Source organism: Microbacterium sp. ZW T5_45, assembly GCF_044987415.1.
Taxonomy (GTDB): Bacteria; Actinomycetota; Actinomycetes; order Actinomycetales; family Microbacteriaceae; genus Microbacterium.
Map to the genome: position 1 here is coordinate 23,588 of NZ_JBJDRJ010000034.1, position 20,849 is coordinate 44,436.

Consider the following 20,849-nt stretch of genomic DNA (forward strand, 5'->3'; position numbering starts at 1 on the left):
CGTCGACGTCGCCCGCGCGGCGACGTCAACGGATACGCCGGGTGTCAGCTTCTGCGACGCAGGCGCCCCTCGGCGAGCATCGGCACCGAGCGCTCACGCGCGGCGCGACGTGCGCTGGCGACCGCGCCCAGCGAGACGACCTCGACGCCCAGCGAGGACGCGATCAGATCCGGCGCCGGCAGATGGAGCTGCTCTGGGAGCACGGCGCGCGCGGCGGCCAGCACCGGCTCGATGCTCGCCGCGACCCCGCCGCAGACGATGACCTTCGCGGGGTCGTACATGCTGCCGAGCACGCCGACGATGCGGGCCACCGACGCTCCGACGCGCGTGCTCACGAGCACAGCATCCGCATCTCCCTCCGAGGCGAGCGCCAGCACCGCACGCGGATCGATGGGCTCGGCATCCGCCATCCGCCCGACCGCGCCGGTCGCCGGGATCGACCCGTCGGCGACGCCGTCGCGCACCGCGTCCTGCAGTGCATAGCCGAGGCCGACCGCCGACTCGACGCCCACGACGTGATCGAACACGACACCCTCTCCGACGCCGCCGTGCGCGCCGTGCAGCAGATGCCCGTCGACGACGACTCCGCCGCCGAACCGCTCCCCGGCGAGCAGGGCCACGTAGTCACGGCATCCGATCGCCGCGCCCTGCGCGCCCTCTGCGACCGCCGCCAGGAGGGCGTCGTTCTTGACCTCGACGATCGGCGCCCACTCTCGCAGCGCCTCGGCGAGTCCGGGGTTCGTCCGCTCCCAGAACCCGTCGGGGTGCGGGGGCGAGACGCCTTTGCGGTTCACCGGGGCAGCGACCCCGGCGCATATCGACAGCACGTCGTCGCGCGTGCGATCCGCCTCGTCGAGTGCCCGCTGCAGCTCCGCGAGGATGACCGTGCGCCGTTCCTGCGGACTGTGCGCACTGTCGAGATCGGTGCGCCGATGCACGAGCGTGGTCTCGAGAGGATCGGCCACGGTGATCGCCAGATGCGTGTCGCCGGCGTCGATGCCGACCACGACACCGAGCTCCGGCGAGAGCGAGAAGCGTCGGGCGGGCCTGCCGGATCGATAGGAGCCGACGGCGCGGGCGTTGGGATGCTCGACGAGGATGCCGGCGTCGAGCAGGATGTCGACCGCATCGATCGCGGTCGAGCGGGTCAGCGAGGTCGCCGACATCGCGTCGGTCGCCGTGAACACCCCGGCCGTCCAGGCGAACTCGAGCATGGAGCCGACGCTCGCGCGCCCCGTGCCGAGACCGGCCGACGTTTCTGTCACCACGCTTGACCTGACCTCTCCTCGAATGAGAGAGTACCGCTGAGCGGAGTAAATTCGCTCACTAGATTTAGTCTACGGATCTATGACTCGGAGGACGACGGTGTCTGTGAAACCCCTACGTCTCGCTGCGGGCGCGACCGCACTGCTGCTGGTGGGTGCGCTCGCCGGCTGCGCGGGCGGCGACGGTCGCGAGACCATCCGCTTCACGTTCAGCAAACGCGAGGCCATCGCGTTCATGAACGACCTCGTGGCGGAGTACAACGCCTCGCAGGACGACGTCCGCGTCGAGATCGACACCTCGGGCGTCGACGTCGTCTCCGCGAGCTTCGTCCGCGGCAACCCGCCCGACATCATGCTCGCCAACTACAACTTCGAGGTGGCGCGCTTCGTGCAGCGCTGCGCGCTGACCGATCTCTCCGAGACGGATGCCGCCGCATCGGTCCGTGAGGACCTGCAGCCGCTCATGGACCAGTACGGATCCTGCGAGGGGCGCACGAGCGCGCTGCCGTACTCGGTGATGGCGGCATCCGTCATCTACAACCAGGAGATCTTCGACCAGCAGGGTCTCGACGTCCCGCAGACCTGGGATGAGCTGATCGCCGTGTGCGAGCAGCTGCAGGCAGCGGGCATCACGCCGTTCTACGGCACCTTCAAGGACGACTGGACCGTCGGTCAGGGCTGGTACGACTATGCGATCGGCGGGTCGGTCGACATCATCGACTTCTTCGATGAGATGAACGCCGAGGGCACCGAGGTCGGCGCGGACTCCGCCGTCTCGTTCCAGAAGGACTTCGCCGAGCCGCTCGACCGGATGACCGAGCTCGCCTCGACGTATGTGAACGAGGATGCCGCGAGTCGCGGCTACGGAGACGGCAACCTCGCCTTCTCGAAGGGCGAGGCGGCGATGTACCTGCAAGGACCGTGGGCGTTCAGCGAGATCGCCAAGACGGCTCCCGATCTGCAGCTCGGCACGTTCCCGCTGCCGATGACCGACGACGCCTCCGACCTCGCGGTGCGCGTCAACATGGACCTCGCCGCGATGATCCCCGAGGGCTCGCGTCACCAGGACGCCGCGCGGGACTTCCTCGAGTTCCTCTACGAGCCCGAGAACATCGAGGCGTACAACGAGTCCCAGCTCGGATTCACCCCGACGACGGATGCTCCGACGCCCAGCGACCCTCGGATCGCCGGCATGACCGAGTACTACGACAGCGGGCAGATCTACCAGGGGCCGTCGGTGCTGGTGCCCAAGACGCTGCCGGTCTTCAACTACGCCCAGGCGATCGTGCTGGGTGCCGACGCGCAGTCGACGCTGCGGACCATGGATGCCGACTGGGCGCGGATCGCGTTCCGCGCACCGGTCGTGAAGTCAGAGGAGTCGGGCGAATGAGCACCACATCCACGATCGTCACCTCGGGTGACCGCACGGTGCGCCGCAGTTCGCGTCGCGTCGAGCCGATCTACTACCTGTTCCTGCTGCCCACCCTGGTGCTGTTCACGCTGGCGATCACCGTGCCGGGTGTCATGGGCATCTTCTTCAGCTTCACCGACTCGATCGGCATCGGCGATTGGAGCTTCAACGGGCTGACGAACTACATCGCGATGTTCAGCGACCCGGCGATCCTGCAGAGCTACCTCTTCACCTTCGGGTTCTCGATCGCGACCGTGATCGTCGTGAACGTGATCGCCTTCCTGCTCGCGGTGGGTCTCACCTCGCGCATCCGCTTCAAGACCGGCCTCCGCACGATCTTCGTGATCCCGATGGTGATCTCGGGCATCATCATCGCCTACGTCTTCAACTTCCTCTTCTCGAACTCCATCCCCGCCGCGGGTGCCGCCACCGGGATCCCGTGGCTCGAGACGAGCCTGCTCGCCAACCCCGATCTCGCCTGGGTCGCGATCGTGATCGTGACGGCCTGGCAAGCCGTGCCCGGCACGCTGCTGATCTACATCGCGGGCCTGCTGTCAGTGCCGGGCGAGGTCTACGAAGCGGCGTCGATCGACGGCGCGAACAAGGCCCAGCAGCTCACCCGCATCACGGTGCCGCTGGTCGCCGGGTACGTGGTGATCAACATCATCCTGGGGTTCAAGGGCTTCCTGAACGCCTACGACATCATCATCGGCCTCACCAACGGCGGCCCCGGCACCGCCACCCGCAGCGTCGCGATGACGATCATCGCGGGCTTCAACGGCGGCGACTACGCCTACCAGATGGCGAACGCGACGATCTTCTTCATCGTCGCCATCCTCATCGCCCTGCTCCAGCTGTCCGTGAATCGCGGAAGGAACGCACTCTGATGTCGACGGAGACACTCACCACCATCCCGGCCTCCGGCCGCCGGCGCCACGTGCGCATGGAGCGCGTGAACTGGTCGGGGACGATCATCCTCATCCTGTGCGCCGTGACGGTGCTGCTGCCGCTGTACGTCACGATCTCGATGGCGTTCAAGACCACGAACCAGGCGGTCGACGGCAACGCGTTCTCCCTGCCGTCGCCGTTCAGCATCGAGGGCTTCGTCGAGGCCTGGAACCTCACGAAGTTCCCGGTCGGTGCGGGCATCTCTCTGCTCGTCACGGCGGGCACCGTGATCGCCACGATCGTGCTCGCGGCCTTCGCGTCGTACGCGATCGTGCGGAACTGGGACAGGAAGCTCTTCCGCTGGTCGTTCTTCTACCTGCTCGCGGCCATGTTCATCCCGTTCCCGGTGGTCGCCCTGCCGCAGATCCAGCTCACCGGACGCGTCGGACTCGATAACCCGTTCGGCGTCATCATCCTCGCGACGATGTTCCAGCTGAGCTTCAGCGTGCTGCTGTTCACCGCGTTCCTGCGATCGATCCCGCTCGAGCTCGAGGAGAGCGCCCGCATCGACGGTGCGACGACGTGGCAGACGTTCTGGCAGCTGATCTTCCCGCTGCTCGCGCCGATGAGCGCCACGGTCGGCATCTTCGCGTTCCTCTACGCGTGGAACGACTTCATGATGCCGTCGCTCATCATCTCCGATCCGGCGCTGCAGACCCTGCCGGTGCGCCAGAACCTGTTCCAGACCCAGTTCAGCAACAACTACAACGTCTCGTTCGCCTCGTACCTCATGGCGATGGCTCCCGCGATCGTGGCCTACCTGTTCACGCAGCGCTGGGTCATGGAGGGCGTGACGCAGGGAGCCGTCAAGGGGTGACCCCGCCTCAGTCCCTGAGCGAGACGAAGGGCCCCGCAAAGATCATCAACGGAGAAGAAGGAGCAGTACCCCTCATGACCGACGTGACCACGGTCGAGAACAGCGCCGAGAACAGCGCCGAGAACAGCGCCGTCGAGAACCGCACGGATGCCGACATCGCCGCTGCCGACGCGGCCTGGTGGCGCCAGGCCGCCGTCTACCAGATCTATCCGCGCAGCTTCGCGGACGCGGACGGCGACGGCATCGGCGACATCCCCGGCATCGTGTCGCGCGCCGACTACCTCGCCGAGCTCGGCATCGACGCGGTGTGGCTGAGCCCGTTCTACCCCTCGGCCCTCGCCGACGGCGGCTACGACGTCGCCGACTACCGCGACGTCGACCCCCGACTGGGAACGCTGGCGGACTTCGACGAGATGGTCACGGCGCTGCACCAGCGCGGCATCCGGGTCGTCGTCGACATCGTCCCCAACCACACCTCGAATCTGCACGCGTGGTTCCAGGAGGCGCTCGCCGCGGGGCGCGGATCCGCCGCACGCGAGCGGTACATCTTCCGCGAGGGGACCGGGCCCGAGGGCGCCGAGCCGCCCACCGACTGGGTGTCGGTGTTCGGAGGGTCTGCATGGGAGCGCGTCGAGGACGGCCAGTGGTACTTCCACAATTTCGCCGTCGAGCAGCCCGACCTCAATTGGGACAACCCCGAGGTGCGCGAGGACTTCCTCACCACTCTGCGGTTCTGGTCGGACCGCGGTGTCGACGGCTTCCGCATCGACGTCGCCCACATGCTGACGAAGGATCTGTCCGAGCCGCTGCCGAGTCGCGCCGAGCTCGACGCGCTGCCCCACGACGGCAACCATCCGCTGATCGACCGCGACGACGTGCACGAGATCTACGCCGAGTGGCGTCGGGTCTTCAACTCCTACGACCCGCCCCGCACCGCCGTCGCCGAGGCCTGGGTCAGCACGCCCGAGCGCCGTGCGCGGTACGCCTCGGCCGAGGGGCTGGGGCAGGCCTTCAACTTCGATCTGCTCGTCGCGGACTTCGATGCGCCGTCGTTCCGGGAGATCATCTCCGACAACCTGGCCCAGGCGGCGAACACAGGATCGTCGACGACGTGGGTGCTGTCGAACCACGACGTCACCCGCCACGCGACCCGCTACGGTCTCGAGCCGCTGAACGGCCGCGCCGTCAAGCAGGGCACCGAGTGGGTCGAGGCCGGCGGTCCCGAGGACCAGCTCGATCGCGAGGGCGGGCTGCGCCGCGCGCACGCGGCGACCCTGCTGATGCTGGGCCTTCCCGGCAGCGCCTACCTGTACCAGGGTGAGGAGCTCGGCCTGCACGAGGTGGCCGAGATCGCACCAGAGCAACGGCAGGATCCCGGCTTCTTCCGCGGCTCCGAGTTCGACCGCCTGGGGCGCGACGGATGCCGCGTGCCGCTGCCGTGGACGGCATCCGGCCCCTCGTTCGGATTCGGCGCGGGCGGCGCGCATCTGCCCCAGCCCGCCTGGTTCGCCGAGTACGCGGTCGAGACCGAGGCGGCGGATGCCGGTTCGACGCTGTCGCTCTACCGGGAGGCTCTGCGGCTGCGCCGTGCGCTGCAGGCGGAGGAGTCGCTCGAGTGGATCGAGACCGGCCGCGCCGACGTACTGCGCTTCGCGCGCCCGAACGGCTGGCAGATCGTGACGAACTTCGGCACCGAGCCCTTCGACCTGGGGGCGGATGCTGCGGACGTCGTGCTCGGCCACGTCGACGGCTCCTCGCTTCCCGGTGAGACCACGGTCTGGATCGCGCCCGCCTCGGCGGCCTGACGGGGCCAGTGCGTGAGCGGGTGACGACCCCCGCCTGACCTGACGAATCGCGGATGCTTCGCCCGAAGGCATCCGCGATTCGTCATCCTTTCCGCGTTTCGTCATCCTTTCCGCGTTTCGTCCTCCTTTCCGCGTTTCGTCTCGGCTGGTCCCGCGGGGCTGCGGCGCGGGCCCGTTCGAAACCACCACTTCGGGGGCCGACACGCCAGTTCGAGGCCCGGTTCGCCGACGCCGTCCTGCTTCTGGCGTGTCGGCACCCAAAGTGGGGTGGGGACAGGAACAGGCCTCGGTTTGATAATGGTTCTCATTAGCGCGTAGAGTGTCTCTCATGAAGAAGCCCGTGATCGCTCTCGCCCTCGCATCCGCCGCCGCCCTCGCGCTGGCCGGATGCTCGTCCACTCCCGCGGCGGGAGAGGGCGACGACAGCGGCCTGATCACGGTCGTCGCGAGCACCAACGTCTACGGCGCGCTCGCCGCTCAGATCGGCGGAGACCGCGTCGAGGTCACCTCGATCATCGACAACGCCGCCAAGGACCCGCACTCCTACGAGGCCACGGCGCGCGACCGCCTGACCGTGCAGGGTGCCGACCTCGTGATCGAGAACGGCGGCGGATACGACTCGTTCATCGACTCGCTGCTCGCCGATGCGCAGGACCCCGCCGTCATCACGGCCGTGGAGTACTCGCACGACTACCCCGAGAACGAGGGTCACGACGAGGAAGAAGGCGAGGATCACGCTCACGACCACACCGAAGAAGAGGGTCACGACCACCTCGAGGGCTTCAACGAGCACGTCTGGTTCGACCCGCACACGGTGAGCCACGTCGTCGAGGCGATCGCCGCCGAGCTCACCGAGCTCGACCCCGACGGCCAGGCCGACTTCGAGGCCGCAGCCGCCGCGCTGAACACCGAGATCGAGGGCTTCGAGGGTGATCTCGAGACCCTCAAGGCCGAGGCGGCCGGTGCGAACGTGATCATCACCGAGCCGCTGCCCGGCTACCTCGCCGAGGCCGCCGGCCTCACCGATGTGACCCCGGAGGGCTTCGCGGAGTCCGTCGAGGAGGGCACCGATGTCGCCCCCGCGACCCTGCTCGAGACACTGAACGTCGTCGAGTCCGGCGATGTCGCCGCCGTGCTCACGACCGCCCAGACCGCGGGGGCCGAGACGCAGAAGGTGCAGGATGCTGCGGAGGACGCCGGCATCCCCGTCGTCGCCTTCTCGGAGCTGCTCGACGACGGATCGTCGTACTCTGAGTGGATGAGTGACGCGATCCAGAGCCTCGCCGCCGCCGTCGCCCCGTGACCGGCGGGAAGGTCCCCGTCCTCGAGGTGACCGGCGCCGCCCTGCAGCGCGGCAACCGCGAACTGTGGTCCGGTCTCGATCTGCGGGTCGAGGCCGGAGAGTTCATCGCCGTGCTCGGTCCGTCGGGATCGGGCAAGACCACGTTGCTGCGCAGCATCCTGGGCCTCCAGCCGCTGTCGGCCGGCAGCATCCGCGTCGACGGCGAACCGGTCCGGCGGGGCAACCGTCGCATCGGGTACATCCCGCAGCAGCGCGCGATCGCCCCCGACACGAGCATGCGAGCGCGCGATCTCGTCGCCCTGGGCGTGCAGGGCAGCCGCTTCGGCCTTCCTCTGCCGCACCGCGGGGATCGCGCGAAGGTCGACCGGCTGCTCGACGCGGTCGGCGCCTCGCACTATGCCGACCGCCGGGTCGGGCTTCTCTCGGGGGGCGAGCAGCAGCGGCTCCGGGTGGGGCAAGCCCTCGCCGATGAGCCCTCGCTGCTGCTCTGCGATGAGCCGCTCTCGGCGCTCGACCTCGCCAACCAGGTCGCGGTGACCGACATCATCGACCGGCAGCGCCGCGAGCGTGACGCCGCGGTGCTGTTCGTCACCCACGACATCAACCCGATCCTCGGCCGTGTCGACCGGATCCTCTACATCGCCAATGGGCGGTTCCTGCTCGGCACGCCCGACGAGGTGCTGCAGACCCGAGTGCTCACCGACCTGTATGGCACGCCCGTGTTCGTGCTGCGCGCCGGCGACCGGCTCGTGGTGGTCGGAGTGCCCGACACCGAGCCCCACCATCATCACGATGACGAGGAGCACGAGCACGGGAGCGCCGCATGAGTGGCGAGCGGGTGCTGATGGCAGCCGGAGCTGCGGGGCACGACGAGCGGATGCTGTCGGCCGCAGCTCGATTCGGGTGGCAGAGGCCGCGGATGCTGTCGGCCGCAGCCGGGATCGCGGCGCAAGAACTGCGGATGCTGTCGATTTCTGCGGCCTTGATCGCGGATTCTGGCCGCAGAAGTCGGGAATCACCGCAATTCGTGAAAGGCGCAGCCGCATGAGCCCCGCGATCGGCCTCGTCTCGACCGGCATCGTCTCGGCCGTGGACTGGAGCGACGTCTTCTCCTTCCAGGACTACGGCGCCCTCGTGGCCCTGCTCGCGAACTCGATCATCGCCGGAGCGGTGCTCGGACTCGTCGGAGGCCTGATCGGCGTGTTCGTGATGCAGCGCGACCTCGCCTTCGCCGTGCACGGAGTGAGCGAGTTGTCGTTCGCCGGTGCGGCGGCGGCGCTGCTGTTCGGCGGCAGCGTCGTGGCCGGATCGCTCGGCGGCGCCCTCGTCGCCGCCATACTCATCGGCGTGCTCGGGGCGAAGGCCCGCGATCGCAACTCGATCGTCGGCGTGCTCATGCCGTTCGGCCTCGGTCTCGGCATCCTGTTCCTGTCTCTGTACGAGGGCCGCAGCGCCAACCGATTCAGCCTGCTCACCGGCCAGATCGTGTCGGTGTCGAGCCCCGACCTCGGCTGGCTGATCGGCATCAGCGTCGTCGTGCTGCTCGGACTGCTGCTCATGTGGAACCCGCTCCGATTCGACTCGCTCGACCCGGAGTCCGCCGCCGCACGAGGCGTGCCGACACGCCTCGTGAGCCTCGTGTTCATGGTGCTGCTGGGGCTGATCGTCGCGGTCGCGGTGCACATCATCGGCGCCCTGCTCGTGATGGCCCTGCTCGTGACGCCCGCCGCTGCGGCGATGCGGGTGGCAGCAGGGCCGGTCGTGGTGCCGGTGCTCGCTGCGCTGTTCGGCTTCACGGCCGCGGTCGGCGGCATCCTGCTGGCTCTCGCCGGCACGCTGCCGGTGAGCCCCTACATCACCACGCTGTCGTTCCTCATCTACGGGATCTGCTGGCTGGTCCAGCGCGCGCGGGGCGGCGTGCGGCGCGTGCGGGCATAGCGCTCGCCCTTGTCGACTTCGCGTGCACTCGGCGAGTGCACGGCGTATTGGCGTCAGGATGCTGTGCACTCGGTGGGTTCCCGTGCACTCGGTGCGTGGATGTCCTGCGGAGCGCGAAGATCCCGTGCGCTCGGTGCGCGCACGCGAGTGAAAGAAGCGGCCGGCGGAGGCTCCCAGCGCCGAATAAGCCCTGACGAACTAGGATTCTTTACATGGCTCAGCGGAACACCTGGCAGCGCGAACGCGTGCGCGAAGCGCTAGCCGACGCCCGCGGATTCGTCAGCGCGCAGAGCCTGCACGCCGGCCTCCGTGAGGAGAACACCGGCATCGGCCTCGCGACCGTGTATCGCGCGCTCGCCGGGCTCGCCGCATCCGGCGACGCCGACTCGTTGCAGAGTCCCGAGGGTGAGGCCCTCTACCGTGCCTGCACCACGCAGGGCCACCACCACCACCTGATCTGCCGCAACTGCGGACTCACGGTCGAGATCGAGGCCACCGACGTCGAGCAGTGGGCGCATCGCACCGCCGCACTGCACGGATTCACGGATGCCGCGCACGTCGTCGACATCTTCGGACTCTGCGCTCCCTGCACCAACAAGGCCGCGGCCGCGAAAGCCACCGCGTGAGCACGGCGACCGCGCCGCGCGCACAGCGCCTGAGCCGTCCACCGCGGTCTCCGTGGATCGGCATCGGACTCGGTGCCGCGATCGTCATCGCCCTGTTCCTCGTCGACGGCTTCCTGCCCACGCTCTACACGGCCTCGCTGCCGAACCGCGTGCAGGACGGTCTGACGCTCGCGATGAGCGTGCTCATCGAGGCGCTGCCGTTCGTCGTGCTCGGCGTGCTGCTCTCGATCGTCGTGCAGGTCTGGCTGCCGGCCGACGTCATCCACCGCTGGCTGCCGAAGCGGGCCTGGGCCCGCCGCGCGGTGCTCTCGCTGCTCGGGATGCTGATCCCCGTGTGCGAGTGCGGCAACGTGCCCTTCGCCCGCGGTCTGATGATGCGCGGCCTCGCTCCCAGCGAAGCGATGACGTTCCTCATCGCCGCGCCGATCGTGAACCCGATCGTGATCCTCACGACGCACGCCGCGTTCGGCTTCGATGACGGCATCCTCGTCGCCCGACTCGTCGGCGGCTACCTGATCGCGAACCTCATCGGCTGGCTCTACAGCCGCCACCCCTCGCCCGACGCCATGCTCACGCAGCGCTTCATCGACACCTGCGAGCGCGTGTCGCACGAGCCGGGGACACCGGTGCGACGCAGCCTCACCCAGTTCCTCGTCGAGCTGCGCGCCGTCATGCCGGCCCTCGTGATCGGCTCGGCTCTCGCCGGCGCCGTGCAGGTGCTCATCCCGCGCGACGTGCTGCTGGCCATCGGGTCGAACCCCGTGCTGTCGATCATCGCGATGATGGCGCTCGCGATCACGGTCGCGATCTGCTCGAACGTCGACTCCTTCTTCGTCCTCTCGTTCGCCTCGACCTTCTCCGCGGGGGCGATCGTCGCCTTCCTGCTCGTCGGACCCCTCGTCGACGTGAAGATGCTCGCGCTCATGCGCACGACCTTCACGACCCGCACGCTCGCCGGCATCGTCGCCGTGGTCGTGCTCGCGGCCTTCGCGATCGGGATCGGGGTGAACGTCTTTGTCTGACCACGTCCACGATCACGACCACGCACCCTCGCGCGCCCGCCTGCTGGGCGCTCGCTGGCTCGGCATCGGTCTCGCCGCCGTGCTCTCGGTCGTCACGCTCGGGCTCGGCGTCACCGGCCGTCTCACGCTCTACATCAGCCCCGAGTCGGTCTGGTTCGCCTGCGCGGCCGCCGTCGTCACGCTCATCGGCGCGGTGTGGTCGTTCACCCTGCCGCTCGGCGAGGAGGACGGGCACGACCACGGGCACGATCACGGGTCGAGCAGCGCGATCGGTACCACGGCGACCGTCACCGGCGGCGTGATCGCCTCGGGCGTCGTCGTCGCCGCGCTCGTGCTGCCGCCGGCATCCCTCTCGGTCGAACTGGCGATGTCGCGCGCGGGGGAGTCCTCCGCCCTGTTCGCCGGAGCCGACGACGTCACTCTCGGCGTCGCCGACACGAGCACGTTCGGCATCGGCGACTGGGCCAGCGTCTTCGCCACCTCGACGAACACCGCGTCATACGACGGGACGACCGTCACTCTGACGGGCTTCATCACTCCCGCGGACGGCGACGGCGTGAACCTCACGCGCCTGGTCATCACGCACTGCGTGATCGACGCCCAGCCCGCGAACGTGCCGGTCACGATCGAGGCGGGCGAGTACGACACCGGCCAGTGGGTGCAGGTCACGGGCACCGTCAAGGAGGGCGCCGACGGCGCACTGCACGTCGACCCGACCTCGGTCGAGGCGATCGACGAGCCGGAGGAGCCCTATGAGTACTGACGACGAGCGCCCCGAGGCGCCCGCCGTTCCGCGCACGCGTGCCGAGATGCGCGCCGCGCGCGAGGCGGCCGCGGCGGCGGAAGCGGATGCCGTCGCGCCGGCGACCGCAGACGCCGAGCCCCTTTCTCCGGTCCCTGAGCGCCCTTCGTCTCGCTTCGCTCGCTCAGGAACCGGTGGCGGCGAGACCGCTCGCTCAGCAACCGGTGGGGAAGTGCCCGGTGCGGAAGCTTCTTCCTCGTCGGTTCTGGACGAGGGGGGCGTTTCGTCTCGCTTCGCTCGCTCAACGACCGGTGGGGAAGAGACCGGTGCGGAAGCTTCTTCCTCGTCGGTTCTGGACGAGGGGGGCGTTTCGTCTCGCTCCGCTCGCTCAACGACCGGGGGAGAGGCCCCGCGGAACCGGCGGTTCCTCATCGCGCTCGGCGCGGTACTCGGCATCCTCGTCCTCGTCGGCGCCGGACTCGGGGTCGTCAGCCTCACGCAGGGACCGCGCATCTCCGAGGTGCAGGTCGACGCGCAGCATGCGATCGAATCCAGCGGCAGCCGGCTGATCCTCACCGCGAACCAGTCGCTCTCCGCGATCGACGAGTCGCAGGTCACGATCGACCCGGCCGTTCCCTTCACGCTCGATGCGGCGGGCCGCGGCGTCGGCATCCGCTTCACCGTCCCGCTCGACGACTCCACGACCTACACCGTCACCGTCGCCGACGTGACGTCCACCGGCGGCGGCCCGAGCGCCACCCTCTCGACGAGCTTCACCACGCCCGAGTCCTCCCTCTTCATCCTGAACCGCGATCCCGATGGCGAGGACAAGATCTTCCGCACCGACCTCGCCGGTGAGGGCGTGCCCGTGTTCGCGGCCGACAAGATCGACGATTTCCGTGCGACGGCCACCCAGCTCGTGGTCTCGGTCGAGGAGGACGACCTCTCCAAGCTCTACGTCATGAAGCGCGACGGCAGCGACGAGCGCGAGCTCGAGCTTCCGGGCAAGGGCTACATCGGCTCGATCCAGGTCTCGGAACGCGGCGGATTGGTCGGCTACACCTACTCCGATGAGGATCTCAGCGATACGCAGGGCCGAGCGAGCGTGCTCGTGACGCAGTCGCTGTCGGGCGAGGGCGAGCCCGAGATCGCCGAGGTCGGCGACACCGAGGCGAACATCCTCGTGTGGCAGTTCGTGCCCGACTCTGCCGCCATGCTGTTCATCGACTTCGACGGCGCGCTGTCGCTGATCGACCACTCCAGCGATGCGGGCGTGCAGTCCCTGGGGCTCGCCTCCGACATCCTGGGGGTCTCGCGCGGCACGTACACCGCGCTGGTCCAGCGCCTCGACCTCTCGATCGTCGAGCTCAATCTCGCCGACGGCTCCGAGGCGCCGCTCGAGGCCTCGAACCCCGACTTCGGCACCGCGAGCTCGATCGTTCCCTTCCCCGGCGGTACGCTGCGGCACGTCGCCTCCTACGGCGCCGACGGTCTCCCGGAGGGGCAGGCGATCGTCCGCGTCGACGACGACGGCACCGCCACGAAGATCGCCGAGGTCGCCGGCACCGACACGATCCTGCAGGCGTGCGCCTCGCCGAGCGGGCAGTACGCGGCGGTCTCGATCGCACCGGATCTCACCACCAACCGCTACGACCAGATGCTTCTGCCCCTGCCGCAGACGATCGAGACGCACATCATCGATCTGCGGTCGGGTGACGAGCTCGTCGCTCTCACCGGCTTCGACGCCTCCTGGTGCGCGACCGCGCCCCAGTACTGATGCGCGACCGCGCCCCAGTACTGATGCGCCGCGCCGTTCGCGAAGACCTCGCGGGGCTCCCGATCGAGGTCGCGCCCCTGCTGCTCGGCGGAGAGCTGCGCACGTTCGTCGCCGGCGAGGAGGTGCGCCTGCGCATCACCGAGGTCGAGGCCTATCACGGCAGCGGCACGGGCGCGGTGCCCGACCCGGGATCGCACGCCCGGATGGGCCGCACGGCCCGCAATGCGACCATGTGGGGCGAGCCCGGTCACCTCTACGTGTATCTGAGCCACGGCATCCACTCCTGTGTGAACGTCGTCTCGGGGCCGGAGGGACAGGCCGGCGGAATCCTGCTGCGGGCGGGCGAGGTGGTGCACGGAGCGGATGCCGCCGCGCGTCGGCGCCGTGCAGAGCCGCCCCTGAGCACCACGGCCCGGAGGGATCTCGCCCGCGGACCTGGGCGTTTCGGTCAGGCTTCGGGGCTGCGGCATCCGCTGCACGACGGCATCGATGCGATCACCGGCGCCGAGTGGCACGGCGCGACCGCAGAACTCTGGCTGGGGCATCCGCTCTCCGACATCGCGTCGGGCCCGCGGGTGGGCGTCGCGGGGCTCGCCGGCACGGATGCCTTCCCTTGGCGTTTCTGGATCGCGGGCGACCCGAGCGTCTCGCCGTTCCGCTGGGGGCGCGGCGCGCAGGCGGCTCAGGCCGAGCTCGACGGCGTCTGACGGGGCGCGCGCCCCCGTGGCGGCATCCGAGCGGGAGGCCGTGCGGGTCTGAACACCGATCCGTGCTAGGCTGACTCTTTGTCTGCGCACACTCCTGTGCGTAGTTCGTGTGCCTCCCTCTTCGTATCCGAGAAATCGGCTGGTGGTGGGTGGCGCGCAGACAAGGGATCTTGGGTGAGGCCGTCCGGCCTCACGGTAGAGAAGGAGTCACATCATGGCCGCAGTGTGCCAGGTGACCGGTGCTGTTCCCGGCTTCGGTCACAACGTTTCGCACTCGCACCGCCGGACGAAGCGCCGCTTCGACCCGAACGTGCAGAAGAAGACGTATTTCGTTCCGTCGCTCGGTCGTAAGATCACGCTCAACGTGTCCGCCAAGGGCATCAAGGTGATCGACGTCCGCGGCATCGAGAACGTGGTCAAGGACCTCCAGGCGAAGGGTATGAAGCTCTAATGGCCAAAAAGGCTCAGGACATCCGTCCGATCATCAAGCTGCGTTCGACCGCGGGCACGGGTTACACCTACGTCACGAAGAAGAACCGCCGCAACACCCCCGACCGCCTCGTGCTGAAGAAGTACGACCCGGTCATCCGTCAGCACGTCGAATTCCGAGAGGAGCGTTGATCAATGGCTAAGAAGAGCAAGATCGCTCGCAACGAGCAGCGCAAGGTCATCGTCGAGCGTTACGCCGAGCGTCGCGCCGAGCTGAAGAAGACCCTGGTCGACCCGAACGCCACCGACGAGGCCCGCGAGGCCGCTCGCGTCGGCCTGCAGAAGCTGCCGCGCAACGCGTCGCCGGCTCGCGTGCGTTCGCGCGACGTCATCGACGGCCGCCCCCGCGGTGTCCTCACGAAGTTCGGCATCTCGCGTGTCCGCTTCCGTGACATGGCACACCGTGGCGAGCTGCCCGGTGTGACCAAGTCGAGCTGGTAAGCATCGCACTCTGAAAGGGGCGAGGATCTTCGGATCCTCGCCCCTTTCTGTGTGCGGGGTATGCCGCTGCAGCGGGCTCACGTTCGGGAGGAGAACTCGCGTTCGGGCTGAGGAAAGTGAGGGATGCTTCAGCCCGAGTGCGAGTTTCCCTCCCGTGGTGCGGGCGACACCATTCGTGCACAAATCGGCATTCCGGGTTTCTGTCCCCGGAGTCCGCGTTCCGGGGGCGAGGGGGATGCGCGCAGCGAGCATCATCGACGCATGGATCCGGTCGCTGCGTTGATGGTTCGTGAAGGGGTCGCGCGTGTCGAAGCACTTCGCCGCGCCGGAGTCTCGGTCCACGCGCTGCGCAGAGCGCGGGAGCAGGGTCGAATCGTCTCCGTGCGGCGGGGATGGGTCGCTTTGCCCGGCGCTGATCCGCACCTGGTGGCGGCTGCTCGTCGAGGCGTCGTGCTCAGCTGTGTGACCCTCGCCGCACGGCGAGGTCTCTGGGTGCTCGACGCGAGTGAGCCGCATGTCGCCGCGCCTCCGACCGCCGGTCATGTGACGACGACGCGAGGTGTCATCCATTGGAACGCCCCACTCGTCGAGCGTGACCCCGACTCCTGCGAGGACTCGCTCGAGAATGCGCTGGTCATCATCTCGAAGTGCCAGCCGTACGAGAGCGCGTTGGCCACGTGGGAATCCGCGCTGCGTGGCGGAGCGGTGGATCCCGGCATCCTGGCGCGCCTTCCGCTCCCGCCGACGGCCAGGCGGCTGCTCGACGACGCCCGCCCGTTCGCGGATGCCGGTACCGAGACGATTCTCCGGACGAGACTGCGCTGGCTGAAGGTTCCGATCACCCCGCAGGTGTGGATACTCGGCCACACCGTCGACTTCCTCATCGGCGAAAGGCTCGTGATCCAGATCGACGGCGGTCATCATGTCGGTCCTCAGCGGACCAGCGACATCACCCACGATGCGTTGCTGAAGCTCCATGGATTTCACGTCATCCGCATCGGGTATGACCAGCTCATGAACCAGTGGCCCGAGGTGCAGCGCATCATCCTCGCCGCCATCGGACAGCGTCTTCACCTCGCGGCGTGAGCCGTCGAGGCCGGCAGCACCTGTTCGGGAGGAAGACTCCCGCTCGGGCTGAGGATTCCCGCTGCAATCTCAGCCCGAACGCGAGTTTCCCTCCCGAACGGAGGATCGCCGACCGCAGAACCGCACACGCGAGTCACGCGACTGCGGCGCCTGCATGGGAGACGGACCAGTTCAGCGCAGCATCCGCGATCTCCTCCCAGCCGTCCTGACTGACGAGACGGTGGGTGCGACCGGGGTACTCGATGCGCTCGACGACCGAGGGGCTGCCGGTCGCGCGGTACTTCTTCTCGATGGCCCGCACGATGGCCGGCGGCACGACGTGGTCGATCTCGCCGGCGATCAGCAGCAGGGGAGCACGATCGGCCCTGGCATAGTCGACGTGCGTCACTCCGCCCTTCTCGTTCAGCACCGAGGTCACGCCCTCGAAGAACACCCGGTTGTAGGAGTTCACGGCGTACTGCTCCCACAGCTCGTCGGATGCCGCACGCGACAGGTCGTTGCCGAAGGTGAAGTGGAAGTGCCGCTTCGACAGCGGCTTCGCACCGTTGCGGCCGAAGGGGTTCGACAGGATCGGGGTGCCGGTCCACAGGGTCGAGAGCGGGAGGGCGGTGACTCCTGCGGTCTGCCCGGGTGCGACGCCCACGTAGGCGGACCCGAGTCCGCGGTCGGCGAGCATCTGCGTGATCACGCCGCCGAAGGAGTGGCCCATGATGATCGGCTTCACAGGCAAGGCTCGGATGATCCGCTCGTAGTGGTCGGCGATCTCCTTCAGACCGATGCCCTTCAGGGCCGACGGGTCGCGGCGGATGTCGGCGACGGTGCGGTCATCGATCCCGGGCCAACCGGGGACGATCACCTCGTGGCCCTTCGCGCGGAACCGCTCTGCCCAGGTGTCCCAGCTCTTCGGCGTCATCCACAGTCCGTGGATCAGGACGATCGGGGTCTTCTCGGTGCTGCTCATGTGTTCTTCTCCTTCGGTTCCGAACCCGCCGTGTGCGGGTGCTGTATGCTGATAGTAGACCGAACGTTCTATCTATCGCAATCATTCCGAGAAGAAATCTCACGGACCACGAAAAGCCGCGCGCGGATGCCGCGGGTCGATGCCACGATGAGAGAGGACCGATCATGAACGCCACGACCTCGAAGCGCCCCAGCCCTGCCAGAGCCCGCCTCATCGACGCCGCCACGCGCCTGTTCTACGAGGAGGGCATCCATGCGGTCGGCGTCGACCGCATCATCGGCGAGGCGGAGGTGACCAGGGCGACTCTCTACAAGCAGTTCGGCGGCAAGGAGGAGCTCGTGCTCGCCTACCTCCGAAACGAGGACGAGATGCTCCGGATGCTGTTCGCCGAGGCGGGATCGGCGGTGTCCGACCCGGATCAGCTGTTGGACGCCGTGATCGAGGGGATCGCCTCGGACATCCGCGAGCACCACACCCGCGGCTGCCCGTTCATCAACGCTGCCGCCGAGTACCCGGACGCCACAGGCCCGGTGCGCGAGCTCATCGCCGAGCATCGCGAATGGTTCCGTGCCACGCTCGAGGAGGTCTCGGAGGCGGCAGGGCTGGAGAGCCCTGCGGATGCTGCAGCATCGCTCGTCCTTCTGCGCGACGCAGCGCTCGCCGGTGGATATCTCGATGGCGACGCCCGCGTCGCGCCCGCCTTCGAGCGCACCGCGCGCTCGGTGATCGAGGCGCACCGGGCGCGCTGAGCCCTCTCACGTTCGGGAGGAGAACTCACGTTCAGGCTGAGGTTCTGGGGGGATTCCTCCGCCCGAGTGCGGGTTCTCCTCCCGACGTGCGGGCGCACGAGCCGGGTGTCCTCCCCGCGGAAGGACCGTCCGGAACCCCCGAATCCTGTGACTGAAGTGGCAAAAGTGGCGCGACACGCCTTGAATTCGGGCAAAATCCGCGAAATGACGCGGAAAAGTCCGTGGTGGTTGGTACATTCAAGGCGGTCACTCGACCAGGAGCATCCGCTCCACCACACACAACGATGCGACGGGATCCTCGTCGCTGGAGGATGACATGGCTGACAAGTCCATCACCAAGACCGAGCTCGTCGCGAGCATCGCTTCCGCCACGGGCCAGAGCCAGGCCACCGTCTCCGGTGTCCTCGACTCCCTCTTCGCCACGGTCTCCGACGCTGTCGCCAAGGGCAGCAAGGTCTCCATCCCGGGCTGGATCTCGTTCGAGCAGGTCGACACGGCCGCTCGCACGGGCCGCAACCCGCAGACCGGCGCCGAGATCAAGATCCCCGCTGGCAAGCGCGTCAAGGTGACCGCCGGCTCCAAGCTGAAGGCAGCCGTCAAGTAAGACCGCTTCTTCTGCGAAGGCCGTCGCCCCTCGGGCGGCGGCCTTCGCGCGTTCGGGGAGCGGGTCCCGGCGGCCGGATGCCGGTCGGTCACCGCCCTTGCGCGGCTTAGGCTGGAAGGATGAGCACCCGACCCGCGCAGACAGTGCCTTCGGCGTACCGTCTGGCAGGCCTCGGCATCCTCACGATCGCCGCGATCGTCGGCGTGCTGATCGCCCTCGCCTACGGCGGCGGCGCGGATCCTCTTCTCATCGGCGGGGGCACGCCGTTCGTCCGCTGGTCGTTGCCGATCGTGAAGCTCGTCATGAACGTCGCAGCGGCAGCGATGCTGGGATCCCTCGTGCTCGCGCTGTTCGCCCTGCGCAGCGGCGAGAAGTCCTTCGACACCGCGCTGAACGTGTCGTCGGCGGGCGCCGCCCTCTTCACCGTCTCGGCGGGGGCGACCGGGTTCCTCACCTTCATGGACGCCTTCAACCCGAAGCTGAGCGCCGATCCGCTGTTCGGCGCCCAACTCGGCGACTTCCTGCTGAAGGTCCCCCTCGGCCAGTCCTGGCTCATCACGACCGTGATGGGATCCGTCATCACGGTGCTCGTGTTCGCCTGGCGCTCGTGGACCGCGACGCTGCTCACGGCGATCCTCGCCGCGGCATCGTTCCTTCCCCTCGCCACGCAGGGGCACTCCGGCTCGCTCGCCGGGCACAACATCGCGGTCAATTCGATCCTGCTGCACACGGTGGGCGCCGCCGTCTGGCTGGGCGGTCTGCTGCTGCTCGTGCTCGTACGCGGTCTCCGCGATGTGCCGATCGCCGATCTCGTGCGGCGCTATTCGACCCTCGCGATCGCGGCGTTCGCCGTCGTCGCCTTCTCCGGCCTGACGCGGTCGATCGTCGCGCTGGGCAGCTGGGACGCCCTGTGGACCCCCTACGGCGGCATCCTTCTCGCGAAGGCCGTGCTGCTGATCGGGATGGGGATGCTCGGCGCCTGGTACCGCGTCCGTCTCATCCCGAGACTCGAGAGCGCGCAGCCGGCCCGCTGGTTCTGGATGCTCGTGCTGTGCGAGGTCGCCCTCATGGGGCTCGCCTCCGGTGCGGCATCCGCGCTCGCGCGCACCGCGCCTCCCGCCGGCGACGAGGCCGACGTCTTCGTCCAGACGCCGGCACAGAACCTCACCGGCACGCAGCTGCCGCCGGAGTTCACGATCGACCGCTGGTTCACGCAGTGGAACGTCGACGTGCTGTGGCTCGTCGCCGCCGCACTCGGCCTGTTCTTCTACCTCGCGGGCGTCTGGCGCATGCACCGGCGGGGAGACCGCTGGCCGATTCACCGCACGGTGTTCTGGGTGCTCGGGATGCTGCTGCTGGTCTGGGTCACCTGCGGTCCGATCAACGCGTACCAGGAGTTCCTGTTCAGCGTGCACATGCTCGGACACATGGTGCTGTCGATGGCCATCCCGCTGCTGCTCGTCTCGGGCGCTCCGATCACGCTCGCGCTGCGAGCGATCCACAAGCGCGACGACGGCACCCGCGGCGGCCGCGAGTGGATCATGTGGGCCGTGCACTCGCCGTTCGCGCGTGTCGTCACGCATCCGTTCGTCGCCGCCGCGATCTTCATCCTGTCGCTGTGGGCGTTCTACTTCACCGACCTGGTCCGCTGGTCGATGTACGAGCATCTCGGACACGAGTGGATGACCATCCACTTCCTCATCTCGGGATATCTGTTCGTGATGAGCCTCGTCGGCGTCGACCCGGTGCCGTACCGACTGCCCTACCCCGGGCGACTGATCACGCTCATCGCCGTGATGGCGATGCACGCGTTCTTCGGCATGGCGATCATGATGCAGGAGGGGCTGATGGTCGCCGACTGGTTCGGGTCGATGGGGCGCGCCTGGGGGCCCGCCCCGATGGATGATCAGTACATCGGCGGAGGCATCGCCTGGTCGATCGGCGAGATCCCGACCCTGATCCTCGCGATCACCGTCGCGATCCAATGGAGCCGCAACGACACCAAGCTGCAGAAGCGGGCGGACCGGCACGCGGATCGGACGGGGGATGCCGAGCTCGAGGAGTACAACGCGCGCCTCGCCCGTCTCGCGGAGCGCGACCGTCGCGAGGCCGCGCGCGAGGCCGGCTCCCGATCCTGACGCGCGACCCGCCCTGAGCG

The 20,849-nt window shown here is 68.5% G+C and carries 21 protein-coding genes; 19 read left to right on the plus strand and 2 right to left on the minus strand.

Translation table 11 applies throughout. The features are described from left to right. Positions 1-44: 44 nt before the first annotated feature. Entirely contained in the window at positions 45-1,268 is a 1,224-nt protein-coding gene (locus ACI3KS_RS15455; protein ID WP_404919432.1) for an ROK family protein, read from the minus strand. Positions 1,269-1,347: 79 nt separating this feature from the next. Between ACI3KS_RS15455 and ACI3KS_RS15460 the strand changes: the two genes are divergently transcribed. From ACI3KS_RS15460 to ACI3KS_RS15535, 16 genes are all read left to right on the plus strand, one after another. Continuing rightward, entirely contained in the window at positions 1,348-2,655 is a 1,308-nt protein-coding gene (locus tag ACI3KS_RS15460; RefSeq protein ID WP_404919433.1) for an ABC transporter substrate-binding protein, read from the plus strand. Beyond that, positions 2,652-3,563 (plus strand): carbohydrate ABC transporter permease, encoded by a 912-nt coding sequence (locus ACI3KS_RS15465; protein WP_404919434.1) that lies wholly within the window; start codon positions 2,652-2,654, stop codon positions 3,561-3,563. The genes ACI3KS_RS15460 and ACI3KS_RS15465 overlap by 4 nt, the downstream gene beginning before the upstream one ends. Further along, on the plus strand, positions 3,563-4,441 hold the full coding sequence (locus ACI3KS_RS15470; protein ID WP_404919435.1) for a carbohydrate ABC transporter permease: 879 nt from the start codon (positions 3,563-3,565) through the stop codon (positions 4,439-4,441). The genes ACI3KS_RS15465 and ACI3KS_RS15470 overlap by 1 nt, the downstream gene beginning before the upstream one ends. 74 nt (positions 4,442-4,515) lie before the next feature. Further along, entirely contained in the window at positions 4,516-6,246 is a 1,731-nt protein-coding gene (locus tag ACI3KS_RS15475; RefSeq protein ID WP_404919436.1) for a glycoside hydrolase family 13 protein, read from the plus strand. Positions 6,247-6,574: 328 nt separating this feature from the next. Beyond that, on the plus strand, positions 6,575-7,549 hold the full coding sequence (locus ACI3KS_RS15480; protein ID WP_404919437.1) for a metal ABC transporter solute-binding protein, Zn/Mn family: 975 nt from the start codon (positions 6,575-6,577) through the stop codon (positions 7,547-7,549). Then, the gene (locus ACI3KS_RS15485) at positions 7,546-8,376 is read left to right on the plus strand and encodes a metal ABC transporter ATP-binding protein (RefSeq protein WP_404919438.1); all 831 of its coding nucleotides are present in this window, start codon (positions 7,546-7,548) and stop codon (positions 8,374-8,376) included. Before ACI3KS_RS15480 ends, ACI3KS_RS15485 begins: the two co-directional genes overlap by 4 nt. Before the next feature lie 217 nt (positions 8,377-8,593). Continuing rightward, positions 8,594-9,487 (plus strand): metal ABC transporter permease, encoded by an 894-nt coding sequence (locus ACI3KS_RS15490; RefSeq protein WP_404919439.1) that lies wholly within the window; start codon positions 8,594-8,596, stop codon positions 9,485-9,487. 212 nt (positions 9,488-9,699) lie between these two features. Further along, the gene (locus tag ACI3KS_RS15495; RefSeq protein WP_404919440.1) at positions 9,700-10,113 is read left to right on the plus strand and encodes a Fur family transcriptional regulator; all 414 of its coding nucleotides are present in this window, start codon (positions 9,700-9,702) and stop codon (positions 10,111-10,113) included. Further along, positions 10,110-11,135: a permease gene (locus tag ACI3KS_RS15500; RefSeq protein ID WP_404919441.1), complete on the plus strand. Its 1,026-nt coding sequence runs from the start codon at positions 10,110-10,112 to the stop codon at positions 11,133-11,135. Before ACI3KS_RS15495 ends, ACI3KS_RS15500 begins: the two co-directional genes overlap by 4 nt. After that, positions 11,128-11,898 carry a TIGR03943 family putative permease subunit gene (locus tag ACI3KS_RS15505; RefSeq protein WP_404919442.1) on the plus strand — a complete coding sequence of 257 codons (771 nt, stop codon included), beginning with the start codon at positions 11,128-11,130 and terminating at the stop codon, positions 11,896-11,898. The genes ACI3KS_RS15500 and ACI3KS_RS15505 overlap by 8 nt, the downstream gene beginning before the upstream one ends. Further along, positions 11,888-13,654 carry an Ig-like domain-containing protein gene (locus ACI3KS_RS15510; protein ID WP_404919443.1) on the plus strand — a complete coding sequence of 589 codons (1,767 nt, stop codon included), beginning with the start codon at positions 11,888-11,890 and terminating at the stop codon, positions 13,652-13,654. The genes ACI3KS_RS15505 and ACI3KS_RS15510 overlap by 11 nt, the downstream gene beginning before the upstream one ends. A 23-nt stretch (positions 13,655-13,677) precedes the next feature. Continuing rightward, entirely contained in the window at positions 13,678-14,361 is a 684-nt protein-coding gene (locus ACI3KS_RS15515; protein WP_404919444.1) for a DNA-3-methyladenine glycosylase, read from the plus strand. A gap of 214 nt (positions 14,362-14,575) precedes the next feature. Continuing rightward, on the plus strand, positions 14,576-14,812 hold the full coding sequence (gene rpmB, locus ACI3KS_RS15520) for a 50S ribosomal protein L28 (RefSeq protein WP_404919445.1): 237 nt from the start codon (positions 14,576-14,578) through the stop codon (positions 14,810-14,812). Further along, positions 14,812-14,982: a 50S ribosomal protein L33 gene (gene rpmG / locus ACI3KS_RS15525; protein ID WP_045257250.1), complete on the plus strand. Its 171-nt coding sequence runs from the start codon at positions 14,812-14,814 to the stop codon at positions 14,980-14,982. Before rpmB ends, rpmG begins: the two co-directional genes overlap by 1 nt. Before the next feature lie 3 nt (positions 14,983-14,985). Continuing rightward, positions 14,986-15,291, plus strand: a complete 306-nt coding sequence (gene rpsN, locus ACI3KS_RS15530) for a 30S ribosomal protein S14 (protein ID WP_017829734.1) — start codon at positions 14,986-14,988, stop codon at positions 15,289-15,291. A 261-nt stretch (positions 15,292-15,552) separates the two neighbouring features. Beyond that, the gene (locus ACI3KS_RS15535) at positions 15,553-16,377 is read left to right on the plus strand and encodes a DUF559 domain-containing protein (protein ID WP_404919446.1); all 825 of its coding nucleotides are present in this window, start codon (positions 15,553-15,555) and stop codon (positions 16,375-16,377) included. A 133-nt stretch (positions 16,378-16,510) separates the two neighbouring features. On the opposite strand, the gene ACI3KS_RS15540 is transcribed toward ACI3KS_RS15535, so the two are convergent. After that, positions 16,511-17,338 carry an alpha/beta hydrolase gene (locus ACI3KS_RS15540; RefSeq protein ID WP_404919447.1) on the minus strand — a complete coding sequence of 276 codons (828 nt, stop codon included), beginning with the start codon at positions 17,336-17,338 and terminating at the stop codon, positions 16,511-16,513. 164 nt (positions 17,339-17,502) lie between these two features. Here ACI3KS_RS15540 and ACI3KS_RS15545 point away from each other — a divergent pair, with 164 nt between their 5' ends. The 3 genes from ACI3KS_RS15545 (at position 17,503) to ACI3KS_RS15555 (ending at position 20,829) form a co-directional block, all read left to right on the plus strand. Then, positions 17,503-18,087: a TetR/AcrR family transcriptional regulator gene (locus tag ACI3KS_RS15545; RefSeq protein WP_404919448.1), complete on the plus strand. Its 585-nt coding sequence runs from the start codon at positions 17,503-17,505 to the stop codon at positions 18,085-18,087. 316 nt (positions 18,088-18,403) lie between these two features. Continuing rightward, complete coding sequence (locus tag ACI3KS_RS15550; RefSeq protein ID WP_017203554.1) at positions 18,404-18,691, plus strand: HU family DNA-binding protein; 288 nt, start codon at positions 18,404-18,406, stop codon at positions 18,689-18,691. 119 nt (positions 18,692-18,810) lie between these two features. Continuing rightward, on the plus strand, positions 18,811-20,829 hold the full coding sequence (locus ACI3KS_RS15555; RefSeq protein WP_404919449.1) for a cytochrome c oxidase assembly protein: 2,019 nt from the start codon (positions 18,811-18,813) through the stop codon (positions 20,827-20,829). Positions 20,830-20,849: the final 20 nt, after the last annotated feature.

What these genes read in the sequence shown, in the direction of transcription:
- ACI3KS_RS15460 (WP_404919433.1), top strand. Translation starts at nt 1,348, where the DNA reads ATGACTCGGAGGACGACGGTGTCTGTGAAACCCCTACGTCTCGCTGCG.
- ACI3KS_RS15465 (WP_404919434.1), top strand. Translation starts at nt 2,652, where the DNA reads ATGAGCACCACATCCACGATCGTCACCTCGGGTGACCGCACGGTGCGC.
- ACI3KS_RS15470 (WP_404919435.1), top strand. Translation starts at nt 3,563, where the DNA reads ATGTCGACGGAGACACTCACCACCATCCCGGCCTCCGGCCGCCGGCGC.
- ACI3KS_RS15475 (WP_404919436.1), top strand. Translation starts at nt 4,516, where the DNA reads ATGACCGACGTGACCACGGTCGAGAACAGCGCCGAGAACAGCGCCGAG.
- ACI3KS_RS15480 (WP_404919437.1), top strand. Translation starts at nt 6,575, where the DNA reads ATGAAGAAGCCCGTGATCGCTCTCGCCCTCGCATCCGCCGCCGCCCTC.
- ACI3KS_RS15490 (WP_404919439.1), top strand. Translation starts at nt 8,594, where the DNA reads ATGAGCCCCGCGATCGGCCTCGTCTCGACCGGCATCGTCTCGGCCGTG.
- ACI3KS_RS15495 (WP_404919440.1), top strand. Translation starts at nt 9,700, where the DNA reads ATGGCTCAGCGGAACACCTGGCAGCGCGAACGCGTGCGCGAAGCGCTA.
- ACI3KS_RS15510 (WP_404919443.1), top strand. Translation starts at nt 11,888, where the DNA reads ATGAGTACTGACGACGAGCGCCCCGAGGCGCCCGCCGTTCCGCGCACG.
- ACI3KS_RS15515 (WP_404919444.1), top strand. Translation starts at nt 13,678, where the DNA reads ATGCGCCGCGCCGTTCGCGAAGACCTCGCGGGGCTCCCGATCGAGGTC.
- rpmB (WP_404919445.1), top strand. Translation starts at nt 14,576, where the DNA reads ATGGCCGCAGTGTGCCAGGTGACCGGTGCTGTTCCCGGCTTCGGTCAC.
- rpmG (WP_045257250.1), top strand. Translation starts at nt 14,812, where the DNA reads ATGGCCAAAAAGGCTCAGGACATCCGTCCGATCATCAAGCTGCGTTCG.
- rpsN (WP_017829734.1), top strand. Translation starts at nt 14,986, where the DNA reads ATGGCTAAGAAGAGCAAGATCGCTCGCAACGAGCAGCGCAAGGTCATC.
- ACI3KS_RS15535 (WP_404919446.1), top strand. Translation starts at nt 15,553, where the DNA reads ATGGATCCGGTCGCTGCGTTGATGGTTCGTGAAGGGGTCGCGCGTGTC.
- ACI3KS_RS15540 (WP_404919447.1), bottom strand. Translation starts at nt 17,338, where the DNA reads ATGAGCAGCACCGAGAAGACCCCGATCGTCCTGATCCACGGACTGTGG.
- ACI3KS_RS15545 (WP_404919448.1), top strand. Translation starts at nt 17,503, where the DNA reads ATGAACGCCACGACCTCGAAGCGCCCCAGCCCTGCCAGAGCCCGCCTC.
- ACI3KS_RS15550 (WP_017203554.1), top strand. Translation starts at nt 18,404, where the DNA reads ATGGCTGACAAGTCCATCACCAAGACCGAGCTCGTCGCGAGCATCGCT.
- ACI3KS_RS15555 (WP_404919449.1), top strand. Translation starts at nt 18,811, where the DNA reads ATGAGCACCCGACCCGCGCAGACAGTGCCTTCGGCGTACCGTCTGGCA.